Below are 14,676 nucleotides of genomic sequence, written 5' to 3' on the forward strand. Positions count from 1 at the left end.
TAAAGTACGTTCCATGCGCTTCGATCCCGAACCTATTTCGCATGGCCAGTCCGGCAAGACCGCCGTACTGCTGATCAACCTCGGTACGCCCGACGAGCCGCGTCCTGCGGCCGTACGCCGATACCTGCGCGAGTTCCTGTCGGACCCGCGCGTCGTGGAAATCCCGTCGCTGGTGTGGCAACCGTTGCTGCGGCTGGTGATTTTGCCCTTCCGCTCACGTCAGTCGGCGCAAAAATATGCGACGGTCTGGACCCGTGACGGCTCGCCGCTCAAGGTCAACACCGAGCATCAGACGAACGCCCTGCGCGCGCTGCTGCACGCGAACGACTATGACGTCGTGGTCGATTACGCGATGCGTTACGGCAATCCGTCGATCCCCGAGCGCATTCGTGCGTTGCGCCAGAACGGCGTCGAGCGGATTCTCGTGCTGCCGCTCTATCCGCAGTATTCGAGCAGCACCACCGCCACCGCGAGCGACGCCGTGTTCCGCGTGCTCGGCCGTCTGCGCAATCAGCCCGACGTGCGCACGGTGCGCGACTATCACGATCATCCTGCCTACATCGAGGCACTGCGTCAGCAAGTCGAAGGGTATTGGCAGCTACACGGCCGCCCTGACTTCGCCGCTGGCGAGCGGCTGCTGTTGAGCTTCCACGGCGTGCCGCGCCGCACGCTCGACCTCGGCGACCCGTATCACGATCAGTGTGTGAAGACGGCGCGTCTGCTCGCCGCGGCCCTCGGTCTGGACGAAACGACGTGCCGCCTCACGTTCCAGTCGCGTTTCGGCAAGGCGGAATGGCTCCAGCCGTACACTGCGCCGACGCTGGAAGAACTCGGCCGTGGCGGCACGCCGCGCGTCGACGTGTTCTGCCCGGGGTTCACGTCCGACTGTCTCGAGACGCTCGAAGAAATCAATATGGAAGGACGTCACGCTTACCTGACGGCGGGCGGCAAGTCGTTCCACTTCATTCCCTGCCTGAATGGGGCGAGCGCCTGGATTACGGCGCTGGGCGAGATCGCGGCGCGTCATCTGCAAGGCTGGCCGGTGCTCTCGCCGCAGGGCGAAGCCGATGCATCGGCGGCTGCGGTGGCGTCGACGCGTCAGCGTCAGGTGGCGGCCGTGGCCGCGTTCGAGGAAGCCAGTGCCGCGGCGGCCGCCGCAGCGCAGGCGCAGATGCAGACGCAGGCCGCTTCGTCGTCCGAAGGCGCACACGGAGAAGCGGGAGCACGGTCGTGACGGTCAAGGTAGACGATTCCCCGCACGCCGCCACGCGGATCGACAAATGGCTGTGGGCCGCGCGCTTCTTCAAGACGCGCTCGCTCGCCACGCAGGCGGTCGACCGTGGTCGCGTGCTGTGCAACGAAGCTCGCGTGAAACCGGCGCGCGATGTGCGTCCCGGCGATGTCGTGTCGGTCGACAACGGCAGTACGCGCTGGGAAGTGAGGGTCAAAGCGATTGCCGAGGTGCGCGGCTCGGCACCGGTCGCCCAGTCGCTGTACGAAGAGACCGAAGCGAGCGTTCAGGCGCGTGCCGACGAGAGCGAGCGCCGGCGTCTGTTCCAGGAACCGGCGGCGCAGATGCACGGACGTCCGACCAAGCGCGACCGCCGCCGTCTCGGTGGCGTTGGCGAGTAGGGTCGTCCACCCCGTCTCGCAACCATTTCAACGCCTGAATGAACGCCGCCGCTGGCAAAGTGCGCAGCGGCGGGCAGGGGGTGGAGCGTGAATCAGGTGTTCCGCCTTGGTCGACTCTGGCGACTCGGACGGAACCGCCCGGGGAACGGCACCGCGCACGACTGCAAAGGATCGTGCACCCCGGGGGCGATCAGCGTGTTGGGATTCCGGTATTCGAGTTCGACGAATGCCCCGTCAGGCCCGGCACTTCCACATAGTGATGCAGCACCGCCCGCACGCCACCGTACTCGGTGTCGCGCCGGGTGACTGCGCCGGACAGGCAAATCGTAATCGTTACCGTCGTCACCAACGCAAGGATGAAGACAACAGCCAGTGGCAGCTTCATGATGCGCTCCTTGAGAACACTTCACCGGACGGGGGGTGTCCGGTGAGCGGCCGGGTCCGCCGAATGGTCAATCGGATAGGCACATCCATTCGTCGGACCGTTATTCATGTTAGGTCGCAGCAACGGCCGATACAATAGAGGACTCGTAACGCGTGTAACCGGATATTTGCCGGCACGCGGCGCGCACCGATCTGGCGCACAGAATGCCCGCCCGCTCTTGAAATCGGTGTGAACGCCCCTACTATCCAAAGGGATTTGAACCGGCGGCGCATCGTCGTGGTGCGCTGCAAGAACCTTTTGACGACTCAACTCATGACTGAACAGCAAAACACCCCCGACCAGCCGATTCCGTCCCAGGCCGAAGCGGCCCCGACCGACGCTGCGGGCGCGAACGACGCGCTGCCCTCGGTCGAGGCGCAACTGCAGGCGGCTCAGGCAGAAGCGGCGGCCATGCGCGACGAGGCGCTGCGCGCCCGCGCCGAGATGGAAAACATTCGCCGCCGTGCGGAAGAAGAAGTGTCGAAGGCACGTAAGTTCGCCGTCGAAAGCTTCGCCGAGAACCTCCTGCCGGTCATCGACAGCCTGGAAGCCGCTGCCGCCGACAAGAGCGGCGACGTCGCCAAGCTGCAAGAGGGCGTGGCCCTGACGCTGCGTCAACTCGTGTCGGCGCTGGAGCGCAGCAAGGTGTCGGTCATCGACCCGGCCGGCGCGAAGTTCGATCCGCATCAGCATCAGGCCATCTCGATGGTGCCGGCCGAGCAAGAGCCGAACACGGTCGTGGCCGTGCTGCAAAAGGGTTACCTGATTGCCGACCGCGTGCTGCGTCCGGCATTGGTGACGGTCGCAGCAGGCAAGTAATTCCAGGTCATCCGGCCACGGTAGGCAACAAAATGCTTCCATCATGGGAAGGTTTGTCGCAGGCTGTCGGCCTGAATGATCGGGCGCGGGCAACGACGCCGGGTGTGGCGGCGCTGCCGGTGCCAAGGCACCGATTCATAGGCTTACCATCATGGCAGGCGATCTTCCGGGCATGAAAGGGGTGGACGGCACGGCGTTCGAGGCGTTCTCGATGCACGAGCTGAGCGCCGCGACGTTCGACGAAGGGTTACGCACGGCGGGGGACGACCTCGCCGTGGTGTTCTTCTGGGGCGTCGATTGTTTCAACTGCGAAGTCGCCAAGAAGACCATGCTCGCGCAGCGCGAGGCCATCGAAGCCCTCGGGCTGCGCTGGTTTCACGCCAACGTGTACGCCGATATGGCGCTGGGCCGCCGTTTCGCGCTGCATGGGGTGCCGACGTTTTTCTTCTTCCATCAAGGGAAGAAGCTGGGCCGGGCGACCGGCTGGCAGGGCCTGCCCCAGTTCCGGCTGGCGGTGGCCGCCGCACGCGAGAAAATCGCGGCGGCGGGGGGCAAAACCGGGCTGCAAGAAGGGTCTTGAAATGTTCCCGGCTGCACCCATATCCCGTGCAGATGAATGAATTGAATGGGCGACACGCCCGACGGAAAGACGCAAAGGACGCTAGGAGAAATTTAAATGGGCAAAATCATCGGTATCGACTTGGGCACCACGAACTCGTGCGTGGCCGTCATGGAAGGAAATCAGGTCAAGATCATCGAAAACGCGGAAGGTGCTCGCACCACGCCGTCGATCATCGCCTACATGGACGATGGCGAGATCCTGGTCGGTGCGCCGGCCAAGCGCCAGGCTGTGACCAACCCGAAGAACACGCTGTACGCGGTCAAGCGCCTGATCGGCCGCCGCTTCGAAGAAAAAGAAGTGCAGAAGGACATCGCGCTGATGCCCTACAAGATCGTCAAGGCCGACAACGGCGACGCCTGGGTTGAGGCACGCAACGAAAAGCTGGCCCCGCCGCAGATTTCCGCCGAAGTGCTGCGCAAGATGAAGAAGACCGCCGAGGACTACCTGGGCGAGCCGGTCACGGAAGCCGTGATCACGGTGCCGGCCTACTTCAACGACAGCCAGCGCCAGGCCACCAAGGACGCAGGCCGCATCGCCGGTCTGGAAGTCAAGCGCATCATCAACGAGCCGACCGCTGCCGCACTGGCTTTCGGTCTGGACAAGAAGGAAGGCGGCGACCGCAAGATCGCGGTGTATGACCTGGGTGGCGGCACGTTCGACATCTCGATCATCGAAATCGCGGATGTGGACGGTGAACACCAGTTCGAAGTGCTGTCGACCAACGGCGACACGTTCCTGGGTGGCGAAGACTTCGACCAGCGCATCATCGACTACATCATCGGCGAGTTCAAGAAGGAACAAGGCGTCGATCTGTCGAAGGACGTGCTCGCGCTGCAACGCCTGAAGGAAGCGGCTGAAAAGGCCAAGATCGAACTGTCGTCGAGCCAGCAGACCGAAATCAACCTGCCGTACATCACGGCCGATGCCTCGGGTCCGAAGCACTTGAACCTGAAGATCACGCGCGCCAAGCTCGAAGCACTGGTCGAAGAGCTGATCACGCGTACGATCGAACCGTGCCGCACGGCGATCAAGGATGCCGGCGTCAAGGTCAGCGACATCGACGACGTGATTCTGGTCGGCGGTATGACGCGTATGCCGAAGGTGCAGGAGAAGGTGAAGGAGTTCTTCGGCAAGGACCCGCGCAAGGACGTGAACCCGGACGAAGCCGTGGCCGCAGGTGCCTCGATTCAGGGCTCGGTGCTGTCGGGCGACCGTAAGGACGTGCTGCTGCTCGACGTCACCCCGCTCTCGCTCGGTATCGAAACGCTGGGCGGCGTGATGACGAAGATGATCACGAAGAACACCACGATCCCGACGAAGCACTCGCAAGTGTTCTCGACGGCGGACGACAACCAGCCGGCCGTGACGATCAAGGTGTATCAGGGTGAGCGCGAGATGGCCGCCGGCAACAAGTCGCTGGGCGAGTTCAACCTCGAAGGCATTCCGCCGGCAGCACGCGGCACGCCGCAGATCGAAGTGACCTTCGACATCGATGCCAACGGTATTCTGCACGTCGGCGCGAAGGACAAGGCCACCGGCAAGGAAAACAAGATCGTCATCAAGGCGAACTCGGGCCTGTCGGACGCTGAGATCGAGCAAATGGTGAAGGACGCCGAGCTCAACGCCGAAGAAGACAAGAAGGCACGCGAGCTGGCCGATTCCCGTAACCAGGGCGACGCGCTGGTGCACAGCACCCGCAAGGCGCTGACCGAGTACGGCGACAAGATCGAAGCTTCGGAGAAGGAAGCCATCGAATCGGCGATCACGGCACTGGAAGAATCGCTGCGCGGTTCGGACAAGGCCGACATCGATGCCAAGGTCGAAGCGCTGGGTACGGCAAGCCAGAAGCTCGGCGAGAAGATGTATGCCGACATGCAGGCGCAAGCCGGTGCTGCGGGTGCCGCAGGTGCCGAGCAGGGCAAGCCGCATGACGACAACGTCGTCGACGCCGAAGTGAAGGAAGTCAACGACAAGAAGTAAAGCGTGCATGGCGCGCGGGGCATCGACAGGTGCGCCGCGTGTGGGCCGGGTATCGAGGTTCTCCGCAAGGGGAATGTCGACCCGGCTTTTTGCCTGATGGCGACATGCGCCAACATTGGAAAGAGTTATGGCCAAACGTGATTACTACGAAGTCCTTGGCGTCGCCAAGAACGCCTCGGACGAAGAGATCAAGAAGGCGTATCGCAAGCTGGCGATGAAGTACCACCCGGACCGCAATCCGGACAGCAAGGACGCCGAAGACAAGTTCAAAGAGGTCAAAGAGGCCTACGAAATGCTCTCCGAGCCGGAGAAGCGCGCGGCGTATGACCAGTACGGTCACGCGGGCGTCGACCCGAGCATGGGCGGCTTCGGTGGTGCAGGCGGGCAGGGCTTCGGCGGTTTCGCAGACGCGTTCGGCGACATCTTCGGCGACATCTTCGGTCAGGGCGGCCCCGGTGGTCGCGGTGGCCGTGGCGGTCCGCAGGTGTATCGCGGTGCCGATCTGCGCTACAACATGGAGATCACGCTGGAGCAGGCCGCAAACGGTTTCGACACGCAGATTCGCGTGCCGAGCTGGGACGAGTGCGAGATCTGCCACGGCAACGGCGCGAAGCCGGGCACGAAGCCCGAGACCTGCCCGACGTGTAACGGGGCGGGTTCGGTGCGCATGTCGCAGGGTTTCTTCAGCGTTCAGCAGACCTGCCCGAAGTGCCACGGCACGGGCTCGTACATTCCTGAGCCCTGCACCAACTGCCACGGCTCGGGCAAGATCAAGAAGACCAAGACGCTGGAGATCAAGATCCCGGCGGGTATCGAAGACGGCATGCGCATTCGTTCGTCCGGCAACGGCGAACCGGGTGTGAATGGCGGGCCGGCGGGCGACCTGTATGTGGAAATCCACATCAAGGCGCACAACGTGTTCGAGCGCGATGGCGACGATCTGCACTGCCAGATGCCGATTTCATTCGCGACGGCGGCGCTCGGCGGCGATATCGACGCACCGACGTTGCACGGCAAGGCCACCTTCGAAGTGCCCGAAGGCACGCAGACGGGCAAGACGTTCCGACTGCGCGGCAAGGGCATCAAGGGACTGCGCGCGAGCTATCCGGGCGATCTGTACGTTCACGTGCAGGTGGAAACGCCGGTCAAGCTCAACGATGCGCAGAAGCAGATGCTGCGCGACTTCGATGCTTCGCTCAAGGAAGGCGGTGCACGCCACAGCCCGCAGTCGAAGGGCTGGTTCGACCGCGTCAAGCAGTTCTTCGAGTAATTCTATGCAAAAGGAAGCGCCTTTGGCCGCGTTCGCGCTGTTGGACGACAGTGCGGATCCGGCCGGTGGGGCGCGTCTGTACACCGGGCTCGTACGCGAGGTAACTTGCGACGAGCCCGTTGTGCTTTCCGACGCGCTCCGCGAAGTGGAAGACGCCACGCGTCAAGGTCTGCACGCCGTGCTGCTGGCCGACTACGAATTCGGTGTGCGCCTCGGTGGCGTACATACGGTCGCGACGCGCCGTGCGCCGGGTCAGTTCCGTGCCCTGTTGTTCTCCGAGTTGCAGCGCCTTGACGCCGCGCAGACGCAGGCGTGGCTGGCGCGTCAGGAGTGGGTGGACGCCGGCGGCGATCCCGACGCACCGCACGACAACACGGAAAGCGCGCCCGCCACCCCCGGCGTGGCAGGCATCGCCGCGTTGCAGAACGACGTGAGCGACGCCGCCTTCGACGACGCCATCGCCCGTATCCACGAATGGCTCGCACAAGGCGAGTGCTATCAGATCAACTACACGTACCGTCTGAATTTCGACGCGTTCGGCTCGCCGGTCGCGTTGTATCGCCGCTTGCGCGCGCGTCAGCCGGTACCGTACGGCGCACTCGTGATGCTGCCCGGCGCGCGAGGCGTTGCCGGTCGCGCGATCCTTTCGTTGTCACCGGAGTTGTTCCTGCGTCATTCGCGCGGTCAGGTGGAGGCGCGTCCGATGAAGGGGACGGCACCCGCGTGTGGCGATGCGGCCCTCGACGCACAACGCAGCGCCGCGCTCGCCGCCGACGAAAAGAACCGCGCCGAGAACCTGATGATCGTGGACTTGCTGCGCAACGATCTCGGGCGTCTCGCGACGCCCGGTTCGGTCAAAGTCCCGAAGCTGTTCGAAGTGACGCGCTTCGCCAGCGTTCTGCAAATGACGTCGACCGTCACCGCAACGTTGCCGGACACCACTTCGATGGCCGACGTGCTGCGTGCCTTGTTCCCCTGCGGCTCGATCACGGGCGCGCCGAAGCACCGGACGATGCAGCTGATCGGTGAGCTCGAGACGTCGCCGCGCGGTCTTTACACCGGTGCCATTGGCTGGCTCGACGCGCGCAGCGACGATCCGCAGGCGCTGGGCGACTTCTGTATGTCGGTCACGATTCGCACGCTCGAACTCGATGCACCGGGCGCGAACGGCATGCGTCGCGGTCGTCTGGGCGTCGGCGCGGGTATCGTGCTGGACAGCAAGGCGGAGGAAGAGCGTGACGAGTGCCGCCTGAAGGCGCGCTTCCTGAGCGCGCTCGATCCCGGCTTCGAACTCTTCGAGACGATGCAGGCGACGCGCGCCTCCGGTGTCGCCCATCTCGCGCGGCATCTGTCGCGCTTGCAGAAGTCGGCCCACTACTTCGGCTTCACGTTCGACGAAGCGGCGTTGCGTGGGCAACTCGATGCGGTGGTCGCAACTCTGACCGAAGACGACATCCATCGCGTACGCCTCGCGTTGTCGCATAACGGCACGGCGGCGATCACGCACGGTGTGCTCACACCGCTGCTCGGCGATGCGGTGAAAGTGCTGTTGGCCGATGCCTCTCAGGCGACGCGCGCGGACGACCTGTTCCTACGTCACAAGACCACGGTGCGCGCGCGCTACGACGCGGCCTGGAAAGCGGCTGAAGCGCAAGGCGCGTTCGACGTGCTGTTCTTCAACGACCGGGGTGAGTTGACGGAAGGCGGGCGCAGCACGGTGTTCGTCAAGCGCAACGGCATCTGGATGACGCCGCCGTTGTCCTCCGGTGTGCTACCCGGCGTGATGCGCAGCGTGCTGCTGGACGACCCGTCGTGGGCCGCTGTCGAAGCTGTCATTACGCGTGACGACCTGCGCTCGGCGCAGGCCGTCGTCGTATGCAATGCACTACGCGGTGCACTGCCGGCGACGATCGTGGCCACGACCGCTGCCTGATGTAGCGGCGCGTCAGCGCCAACGACGCGCCGCTACACCTCACTTCCTCAGCTTCCCTGACGCGCTGCCATCTGCGGCACGAACAGATCGCTCCACTTCGCCGGACGCGTCTTGATCGTGCCCGCGCGGCTCATGAACTCGACGTACTGCATCAGCCCGTTCGGCGTGGTCGTGAATTGCAGACCGGGGTCAGCCAGCATCTGCTCGATCTCCGCTTGCGGCAGGTTGATCTTGGACACGCGAAGGAACGTCTGCGCCGCGCCCACGTGATCCTTGGCGATGTACGCCGCAGCTTCTTCCTGTGCCGCCAGAATGGCCTGTACCAGCTTCGGATTCTGGACAGTGAACTGCTTCGGCGCGAACACGACGTCGATGGTGATGTTACCCAGCACGTCCGTCGAATTCAGCACGCGCTTGATGCGCGGATCCTTCAGTTCCTGATACGAGAACGGCGGCGAGGTGAAGTGCGCCGTGATCTCCGTCTTGCCCGAGAGCAAGGCGCTCACGGCTTCCGGATGACTCAGGCTGACCGTCTGCGGGTCGAGCTTCGCGTAGTTCTCGATACCGAACGTCTTGGCCACGGCCATTTGCAGCAACACGGCAGACAGCGACGTCTTGATCCCCGGAATCGCGATCTTGTCCTTCGACGTGAAGTCCTTGAGCGACTTGATGTTCGGATTGTTCGTATTGAGCCACAGCGGCCCGGTCGACAGCGCGGACAGACCGATCACCTCCGAGCGCGGAATGCCGTGCGCCTTCGACCAGAGCGTGACGAAACCCGGTGCGCCCGTGCCTGCGACATCGAGATTGCCCGCGAGCATCGCGTCGTTGATCACGTTGCCGCCGTCGAGAATGGTCCAGGTCGTCTTCACGTCGCCCAGCCCCAGCGCCTTCGCGTGTTTCTCCACGAGATGCTGATCGCGCATGACCATCAGCGGCAGATACAGAATGCCGTAACCATGCGACAGACGGACGGTGCTCGCTTCGGCGTGCGCCACGTTGCCGAGGGTGGATAGGGCGGTCGTCGCGGCGAGCGTGAGTGCGCTCGCCCAGCGGGCGAAATTGCGTCGGTTCATGATGTTGTCTCCGTGTTGTTCGAATTATTCATGCCCATGAAAAAGGGCGTCAATCGGAGCAGGCCGAAAATCCGGTCCGCTCCGAGTGTCAGTGCTGCATACCCCAGCGATGCAACGTGCGCTTCTCGATACGGGCGAACAGCAGGTTCTCGACGGCCAGCCCGATCAGGATCACGAAGAACAGCCCGGCGAAGACGTTGGCCGTCTCCAGCGAGTTGCGGTTCTCGAAGATGTACCAGCCGAGGCCACCCGAGCCCGACGACACGCCGAACACGAGTTCGGCGGCGATCAGCGTGCGCCATGCGAACGCCCAGCCCACTTTCAGGCCCGTGAGAATGCTCGGGAATGCCGCCGGGATCAGCACGTGCTGCACCAGCGCGAAGCGCTTCAGACCGTAGTTCTGGCCCACCATGCGCAGCGTTTTCGACACGCCCCGGAACCCACTGTGCGTGTTGAGCGCCACGGCCCACAGCACCGAGTGCACGAGCACGAAGATCACGCTGCCATTGCCGAGTCCGAACCAGATCAGCGCCAGCGGCAGCAAGGCGATGGCGGGTAGCGGGTTGAACATCGCGGTGAGCGTTTCCAGCAGATCGTTACCGATCTTCGAGCTGATGGCGACGGTGGTGAGCACGGCAGCGAGTGCGATCCCGATGCCGTAGCCGATCAGCAGCGTCTTGAGCGAGACGACGGCGCGCAGCAGCAACACGCCGCTCGTCAAACCGCTCGCGAACGCGGCGACCGTGTCGGTGAAGCTCGGGAACAGCAGGGCGTTGTCGAGCCAGCGTCCGTAGATTTCCCAGATGATGGCGAGCACGCACAGAATCACGGTCTTGCGCAGCCAGCTCAGGCGATAGAGCGTCTCGAAGGTGGAGAGCGGTCGCTGGATCGACGACAGTTCGGCCTGTACGGGTTCGAGCACGAACTCCGGACGATAGACGGGTTCGATCGGGGTAGGGGATGCCGACGTGGCGGATTGCGAAGGGATAGCATTCATGGCCGTCATCCTCAATGGGTCGCGAACAGCAGTTGATCGATGCGGGTCTCAAGCTCGCTCTGGTGCGCCGTGCCGAGTTGTTCGGGCGCAATGCTGTTGAGTTCTGCCTTGACCTGACCCGGATGCGGCGAGAGCAGCAAAATGCGCGTGCCGATGCGAATCGCTTCGTCGATGCCGTGCGTGACGAACAGCACGGTGAAGCGCGTGTCATCCCACAGGCGCAGCAGTTCGTCCTGCATCTTGCGACGGGTGAGGGCGTCGAGGGCGGCGAACGGCTCGTCCATGAGCAGGACGTCCGGCTCCATTGCCATGCCGCGCGCGATGGACACACGCTGCTTCATGCCGCCGGAGAGCGTGTGCGGATAGCTGTCGATAAACTTCGCCAGACCGACTTTCTCGATGTAGTGCGCAGCGCGCTCGGCGGCGTCACGTCCTTTGAGACGGCCGCTGGCCGTGAGCGCAAACTCCACGTTCTGGCGCACGGTCTTCCACGGCAGCAACTGATCGAACTCCTGAAAGACCATCATGCGGTCCGGGCCGGGTTCGGTGATCGTGCGCCCCTTGAGGCGGATTTCGCCATGGACCGGCGGCAGGTAACCGCCGATGGCCTTGAGCAACGTCGATTTACCGCAGCCGGACGGGCCGAGCAGCACGAAGCGGTCGCCCGGGTACACGTTGAAGCTCACTTGCTGAGCGGCGGTGACGAGATAGTCGTCGGTCTTGTACTGAAGGGTGACGCCGTCGATTTCGAGCAATGGCGGCACTGCGGGCGAAGTCGTTCCCGCAGCGCCCGCATGGGGGGCGTTGTGCATTGCGTGTCTCCTGAAGAATGCGATAGTGCTTTTTTGTAGTCGGCTCGATACTAAGTAGCGAAGCTGTAGCGAACCTGACATTGCGCCGTGCCACGGCCCGAATTCAGGGGAAACACTGAGGTCGCCCACCGGGATTTCCGAGACAATCGCGCTCAGAAGACAAAAGCCTCAAGAAGGAAGGAGACGAGAAGACCATGCGCATCATGCTGGTGGAAGACACCGCCGATGTCGCCGAAGCGATCGCCACGCAATTGCGCCGGCTCGGCCACGCGCTCGATTGCGAGACGGACGGGGCGGTTGCCGCCGGCCGCATCGGCGACGATTACGACCTGCTGATCCTCGACGTCATGCTGCCGCACGTCGACGGATTCGAATTGCTCAAGCGGGTGCGCGAGCGCGGTTTGTCCACGCGCGTGCTGATGCTGACCGCATGTGCCGAAATCGAAGAGCGCGTGCGTGCGCTCGATCTCGGTGCCGACGATTACCTCACCAAGCCCTTCGATTTTCGCGAGCTGGAAGCGCGTGTGCGCGCGTTGATGCGTCGTACCGGGCAGGACGCAACCAATCGCCTGACCTGCGCCAATCTCACGCTCGATCGCAAGAGTCGTGGCGTCGAAGTAGACGGCCAGCCCATCGAACTCACACGTCGTGAAGTCACGCTGCTGGAAATCCTTGCCGGACGACCGGGGCGTATTTTCGGCAAGGACGAATTGATGGACCGTCTGTATGGCGACGAGCCCGCGCCGAACGCGAACGCCATCGAGCAATACGTCGCCCGTTTGCGCAAGAAGCTGGCGAGCGCGCAATTCCAGATTCGCACATTGCGCGGGCTGGGCTACCAACTCGTGCTGTCATGATCGTTCCCGGCCGGTCTCTTTATCTGCGCCTTGTCATCCGCATGGGCGCGGTGCTGGCGTTCGCCGTCGTCGCGGTGCTGCTGGGCATCTGGTTCTCGACGCGCTCCGCCGTCGACCGGGCCTACGACCGCTGGTTGCTCGGCAGTGCTTTGCAGGTCGCGGAGAACACCTGGTACCAGAACGGCGAAGTGAACGTCGATGTGCCGCTTGCGGCCTTTTCCGCGCTCGCCCCCGGCGATCAGATCTTCTACACCGTGCTCGACCCGAACGGCCGCTCTGTGGCGGGCGATTCCGAATTCCGTCCGCCGATTCCGTGGGACAAGCTGGCCGACGGTCCCATCGTGGTCGACGGCACGTATCAGGAAATGCCGATTCGCATTGCCATCGTGGGACGGCGCATGCCCGTGACGTCACCCCATCCGTGGGCGGTGGTCGCGCTCGCGCACACGCAGAATGCGCGCGAACGCTTCACGCGCGGGCTGGCCGACAACACGTTGCTCATCACGATTGCGACCGGCGTGCTGACGATGCTCGCCGCGTTGTGGACGCTGCGTCAGGCGCTCGCACCGCTCAAGCAAATCGAAGGGGCGATACGCGTGCGCGATCCGAACGACCTCGCACCACTCGCCGTGACGGTGCCTGCGGAGACGCTGGCGCTCGTCGGCGCGATCAACGACTTCATGCAGCGGCTGGCGACGTCGCGTGCGTTGATGCGACGCGTGATCGGCGACGCTGCGCATCAACTGCGAACACCGGTGACTGCGCTCACGGCGCAAGCGGAAATGTTGACGCAGACGCAGGATGAGACTGCGCGTCAGACGCACATCGCACGCATTCAGAAGCAGGCGCGCGGGCTAGGAGGACTCATCCATCAACTGATTAATCACGCGATGGTGCAGCATCGGGCGGAGAGCGTTGCACCGACCCCTGTCGATCTGAATGAGCTTTTGCAGACGGGGATGCGCGAGACGCTGTCGTACGCCACACGCGATATCGACGTGGCACTGAATGCGCCGGACGAGCCGTGCATGATCGTCGGCGACGAGTTGAGCTTGCGCGAAGCGATCAAGAACGTGCTGGTCAATGCAGTGGCTTACGGTGCACCGCATCGTCTTCATGTGGACGTGACACGTGTCGGCGATCAGTGGCGCTTGCGATTCTTCGACGACGGGGCGGGCATCCCCGAGCAGGAATGGCAACGCGTACGTACCCCGTTCTCCTCGCGCGCCGACGGACGCGAAGGCGCGAGCCTCGGGCTAGCGATGGTCTCGGAGGTCGTGCATGCCCACGGCGGGCACATGAGCTTCGAACGTGTGGAGGGTGAAGGCTTTGCTGTTGTGCTGACCTTGCCGGTCGCAGCATAAAAAAAGCGGCTCATCGCTGAGCCGCTTTTTCTCGTCCTCGCGGACGTTGCCTGCGTCCGATCTCAGAAGCTATGTTCCAACGTCGGGAACGTGCTGTGCTTCACGGCTTGCACGTAAGCTTCGATCGCTGCCGCGATGCTCGGCTGGCCGTCCATGAAGTTCTTCGAGAACTTCGGCGACTTGCCGGGGAACACGCCGAGCATGTCCTGAAGCACGAGCACCTGACCGTCGCAGTCGACACCGGCTCCAATGCCGATGGTGGGCATCGTCGGTACTTCCGGCGTTACGCGCGAGGCAAGCGCTGCGGGAATCGCTTCGAGCACGACGAGTTGAGCGCCGGCCGCTTGCAACGCGCGTGCGTCTTCAAGCAATTGCACCTGCGCCGCGTCTTCGCGACCTTGCACCTTGAAGCCGCCGAACGCGTGCACCGACTGCGGCGTCAGGCCCAGGTGGGCGCACACCGGAATGCTGCGCTCGACCAGAAAACGCACCGTCTCCGCGAGCCACGCACCGCCTTCGATCTTCACCATCTGCGCGCCCGCTTGCATGACGGCGACGGCGCTCTGATACGCCTGCTCCTTCGTACCGAACGTGCCGAAGGGCAGATCGGCCAGCACGAGCGCCTTCTCGACGCTACGCGCCACACATTCCGTGTGATAGCAGATGTCGCGCAGCGTGACGGGCAGCGTCGTGCGCTGGCCCTGAATCACGTTGCCCAGCGAGTCGCCGATCAGAATGGCGTCCACGCCCACGCGGTCCAGCAGCGCGGCGAAGCTTGCGTCATAAGCGGTGAGCATGGCGATCTTCTCGCCACGTGCGCGCATCTGGGCAAGTCCGGGAACGGTCACGGCCTTGCGGTTGGATTCTTGCAGATAACTCATGTCAGCCTC

General features: G+C 63.8%; 13 protein-coding genes and 1 pseudogene. 9 read left to right on the forward strand and 5 right to left on the reverse strand.

Annotated features, from left to right (window positions below; all coding sequences use genetic code 11):
- Nucleotides 1-13 precede the first annotated feature (13 nt).
- Together hemH and PAQ31011_RS12965 are read left to right on the forward strand one after the other, a co-directional pair.
- Nucleotides 14-1,063, forward strand: a pseudogene (gene hemH, locus PAQ31011_RS12960) (ferrochelatase); the annotation flags it as partial.
- Between the two features lie 167 nt (nt 1,064-1,230).
- Complete coding sequence (locus PAQ31011_RS12965; RefSeq protein WP_150576195.1) at nt 1,231-1,632, forward strand: RNA-binding S4 domain-containing protein; 402 nt, start codon at nt 1,231-1,233, stop codon at nt 1,630-1,632.
- Between the two features lie 190 nt (nt 1,633-1,822).
- Here PAQ31011_RS12965 and PAQ31011_RS12970 read toward each other — a convergent pair whose 3' ends face one another.
- Nucleotides 1,823-2,017 (reverse strand): hypothetical protein, encoded by a 195-nt coding sequence (locus PAQ31011_RS12970; protein WP_267919884.1) that lies wholly within the window; start codon nt 2,015-2,017, stop codon nt 1,823-1,825.
- A 312-nt stretch (nt 2,018-2,329) separates the two neighbouring features.
- Here PAQ31011_RS12970 and grpE point away from each other — a divergent pair, with 312 nt between their 5' ends.
- From grpE to PAQ31011_RS12995, 5 genes are all read left to right on the forward strand, one after another.
- Complete coding sequence (grpE, locus tag PAQ31011_RS12975; RefSeq protein WP_150576196.1) at nt 2,330-2,875, forward strand: nucleotide exchange factor GrpE; 546 nt, start codon at nt 2,330-2,332, stop codon at nt 2,873-2,875.
- Nucleotides 2,876-3,026: 151 nt separating this feature from the next.
- A complete protein-coding gene (locus tag PAQ31011_RS12980) occupies nt 3,027-3,455 on the forward strand; it encodes a thioredoxin family protein (protein WP_150576197.1) in 429 nt (142 codons plus the stop codon).
- A gap of 96 nt (nt 3,456-3,551) precedes the next feature.
- On the forward strand, nt 3,552-5,477 hold the full coding sequence (dnaK, locus tag PAQ31011_RS12985) for a molecular chaperone DnaK (RefSeq protein ID WP_150576198.1): 1,926 nt from the start codon (nt 3,552-3,554) through the stop codon (nt 5,475-5,477).
- 127 nt (nt 5,478-5,604) lie between these two features.
- The gene (gene dnaJ / locus PAQ31011_RS12990) at nt 5,605-6,747 is read left to right on the forward strand and encodes a molecular chaperone DnaJ (RefSeq protein ID WP_039401022.1); all 1,143 of its coding nucleotides are present in this window, start codon (nt 5,605-5,607) and stop codon (nt 6,745-6,747) included.
- A gap of 4 nt (nt 6,748-6,751) precedes the next feature.
- Entirely contained in the window at nt 6,752-8,680 is a 1,929-nt protein-coding gene (locus tag PAQ31011_RS12995; protein WP_174990098.1) for a chorismate-binding protein, read from the forward strand.
- Between the two features lie 47 nt (nt 8,681-8,727).
- Here PAQ31011_RS12995 and PAQ31011_RS13000 read toward each other — a convergent pair whose 3' ends face one another.
- From PAQ31011_RS13000 to PAQ31011_RS13010, 3 genes are all read right to left on the reverse strand, one after another.
- Nucleotides 8,728-9,756, reverse strand: coding sequence for an ABC transporter substrate-binding protein (locus PAQ31011_RS13000; RefSeq protein ID WP_150576199.1), 1,029 nt, complete (start codon nt 9,754-9,756; stop codon nt 8,728-8,730).
- An 88-nt stretch (nt 9,757-9,844) separates the two neighbouring features.
- The gene (locus PAQ31011_RS13005; protein WP_150576200.1) at nt 9,845-10,753 is read right to left on the reverse strand and encodes an ABC transporter permease; all 909 of its coding nucleotides are present in this window, start codon (nt 10,751-10,753) and stop codon (nt 9,845-9,847) included.
- Between the two features lie 11 nt (nt 10,754-10,764).
- Complete coding sequence (locus PAQ31011_RS13010; protein ID WP_150576201.1) at nt 10,765-11,565, reverse strand: ABC transporter ATP-binding protein; 801 nt, start codon at nt 11,563-11,565, stop codon at nt 10,765-10,767.
- Nucleotides 11,566-11,759: 194 nt separating this feature from the next.
- Between PAQ31011_RS13010 and PAQ31011_RS13015 the strand changes: the two genes are divergently transcribed.
- Both PAQ31011_RS13015 and PAQ31011_RS13020 read left to right on the forward strand, forming a co-directional pair.
- Entirely contained in the window at nt 11,760-12,422 is a 663-nt protein-coding gene (locus tag PAQ31011_RS13015) for a response regulator transcription factor (RefSeq protein WP_150576202.1), read from the forward strand.
- Nucleotides 12,419-13,786 (forward strand): sensor histidine kinase, encoded by a 1,368-nt coding sequence (locus PAQ31011_RS13020; protein WP_150576203.1) that lies wholly within the window; start codon nt 12,419-12,421, stop codon nt 13,784-13,786. Before PAQ31011_RS13015 ends, PAQ31011_RS13020 begins: the two co-directional genes overlap by 4 nt.
- Before the next feature lie 62 nt (nt 13,787-13,848).
- Here PAQ31011_RS13020 and panB read toward each other — a convergent pair whose 3' ends face one another.
- Nucleotides 13,849-14,667, reverse strand: coding sequence for a 3-methyl-2-oxobutanoate hydroxymethyltransferase (gene panB / locus PAQ31011_RS13025; RefSeq protein WP_150576204.1), 819 nt, complete (start codon nt 14,665-14,667; stop codon nt 13,849-13,851).
- Nucleotides 14,668-14,676 lie beyond the last annotated feature (9 nt).

Source organism: Pandoraea aquatica (genome assembly GCF_902459565.1).
Lineage (GTDB): Bacteria > Pseudomonadota > Gammaproteobacteria > Burkholderiales > Burkholderiaceae > Pandoraea > Pandoraea aquatica.

Excerpts from the sequence above, each read along its gene's own strand:
- PAQ31011_RS12970 (WP_267919884.1), bottom strand. The coding sequence starts at position 2,017 with ATGAAGCTGCCACTGGCTGTTGTCTTCATCCTTGCGTTGGTGACGACG.
- grpE (WP_150576196.1), top strand. The coding sequence starts at position 2,330 with ATGACTGAACAGCAAAACACCCCCGACCAGCCGATTCCGTCCCAGGCC.
- PAQ31011_RS12980 (WP_150576197.1), top strand. The coding sequence starts at position 3,027 with ATGGCAGGCGATCTTCCGGGCATGAAAGGGGTGGACGGCACGGCGTTC.
- dnaK (WP_150576198.1), top strand. The coding sequence starts at position 3,552 with ATGGGCAAAATCATCGGTATCGACTTGGGCACCACGAACTCGTGCGTG.
- dnaJ (WP_039401022.1), top strand. The coding sequence starts at position 5,605 with ATGGCCAAACGTGATTACTACGAAGTCCTTGGCGTCGCCAAGAACGCC.
- PAQ31011_RS12995 (WP_174990098.1), top strand. The coding sequence starts at position 6,752 with ATGCAAAAGGAAGCGCCTTTGGCCGCGTTCGCGCTGTTGGACGACAGT.
- PAQ31011_RS13000 (WP_150576199.1), bottom strand. The coding sequence starts at position 9,756 with ATGAACCGACGCAATTTCGCCCGCTGGGCGAGCGCACTCACGCTCGCC.
- PAQ31011_RS13005 (WP_150576200.1), bottom strand. The coding sequence starts at position 10,753 with ATGAATGCTATCCCTTCGCAATCCGCCACGTCGGCATCCCCTACCCCG.
- PAQ31011_RS13010 (WP_150576201.1), bottom strand. The coding sequence starts at position 11,565 with ATGCACAACGCCCCCCATGCGGGCGCTGCGGGAACGACTTCGCCCGCA.
- PAQ31011_RS13015 (WP_150576202.1), top strand. The coding sequence starts at position 11,760 with ATGCGCATCATGCTGGTGGAAGACACCGCCGATGTCGCCGAAGCGATC.
- PAQ31011_RS13020 (WP_150576203.1), top strand. The coding sequence starts at position 12,419 with ATGATCGTTCCCGGCCGGTCTCTTTATCTGCGCCTTGTCATCCGCATG.
- panB (WP_150576204.1), bottom strand. The coding sequence starts at position 14,667 with ATGAGTTATCTGCAAGAATCCAACCGCAAGGCCGTGACCGTTCCCGGA.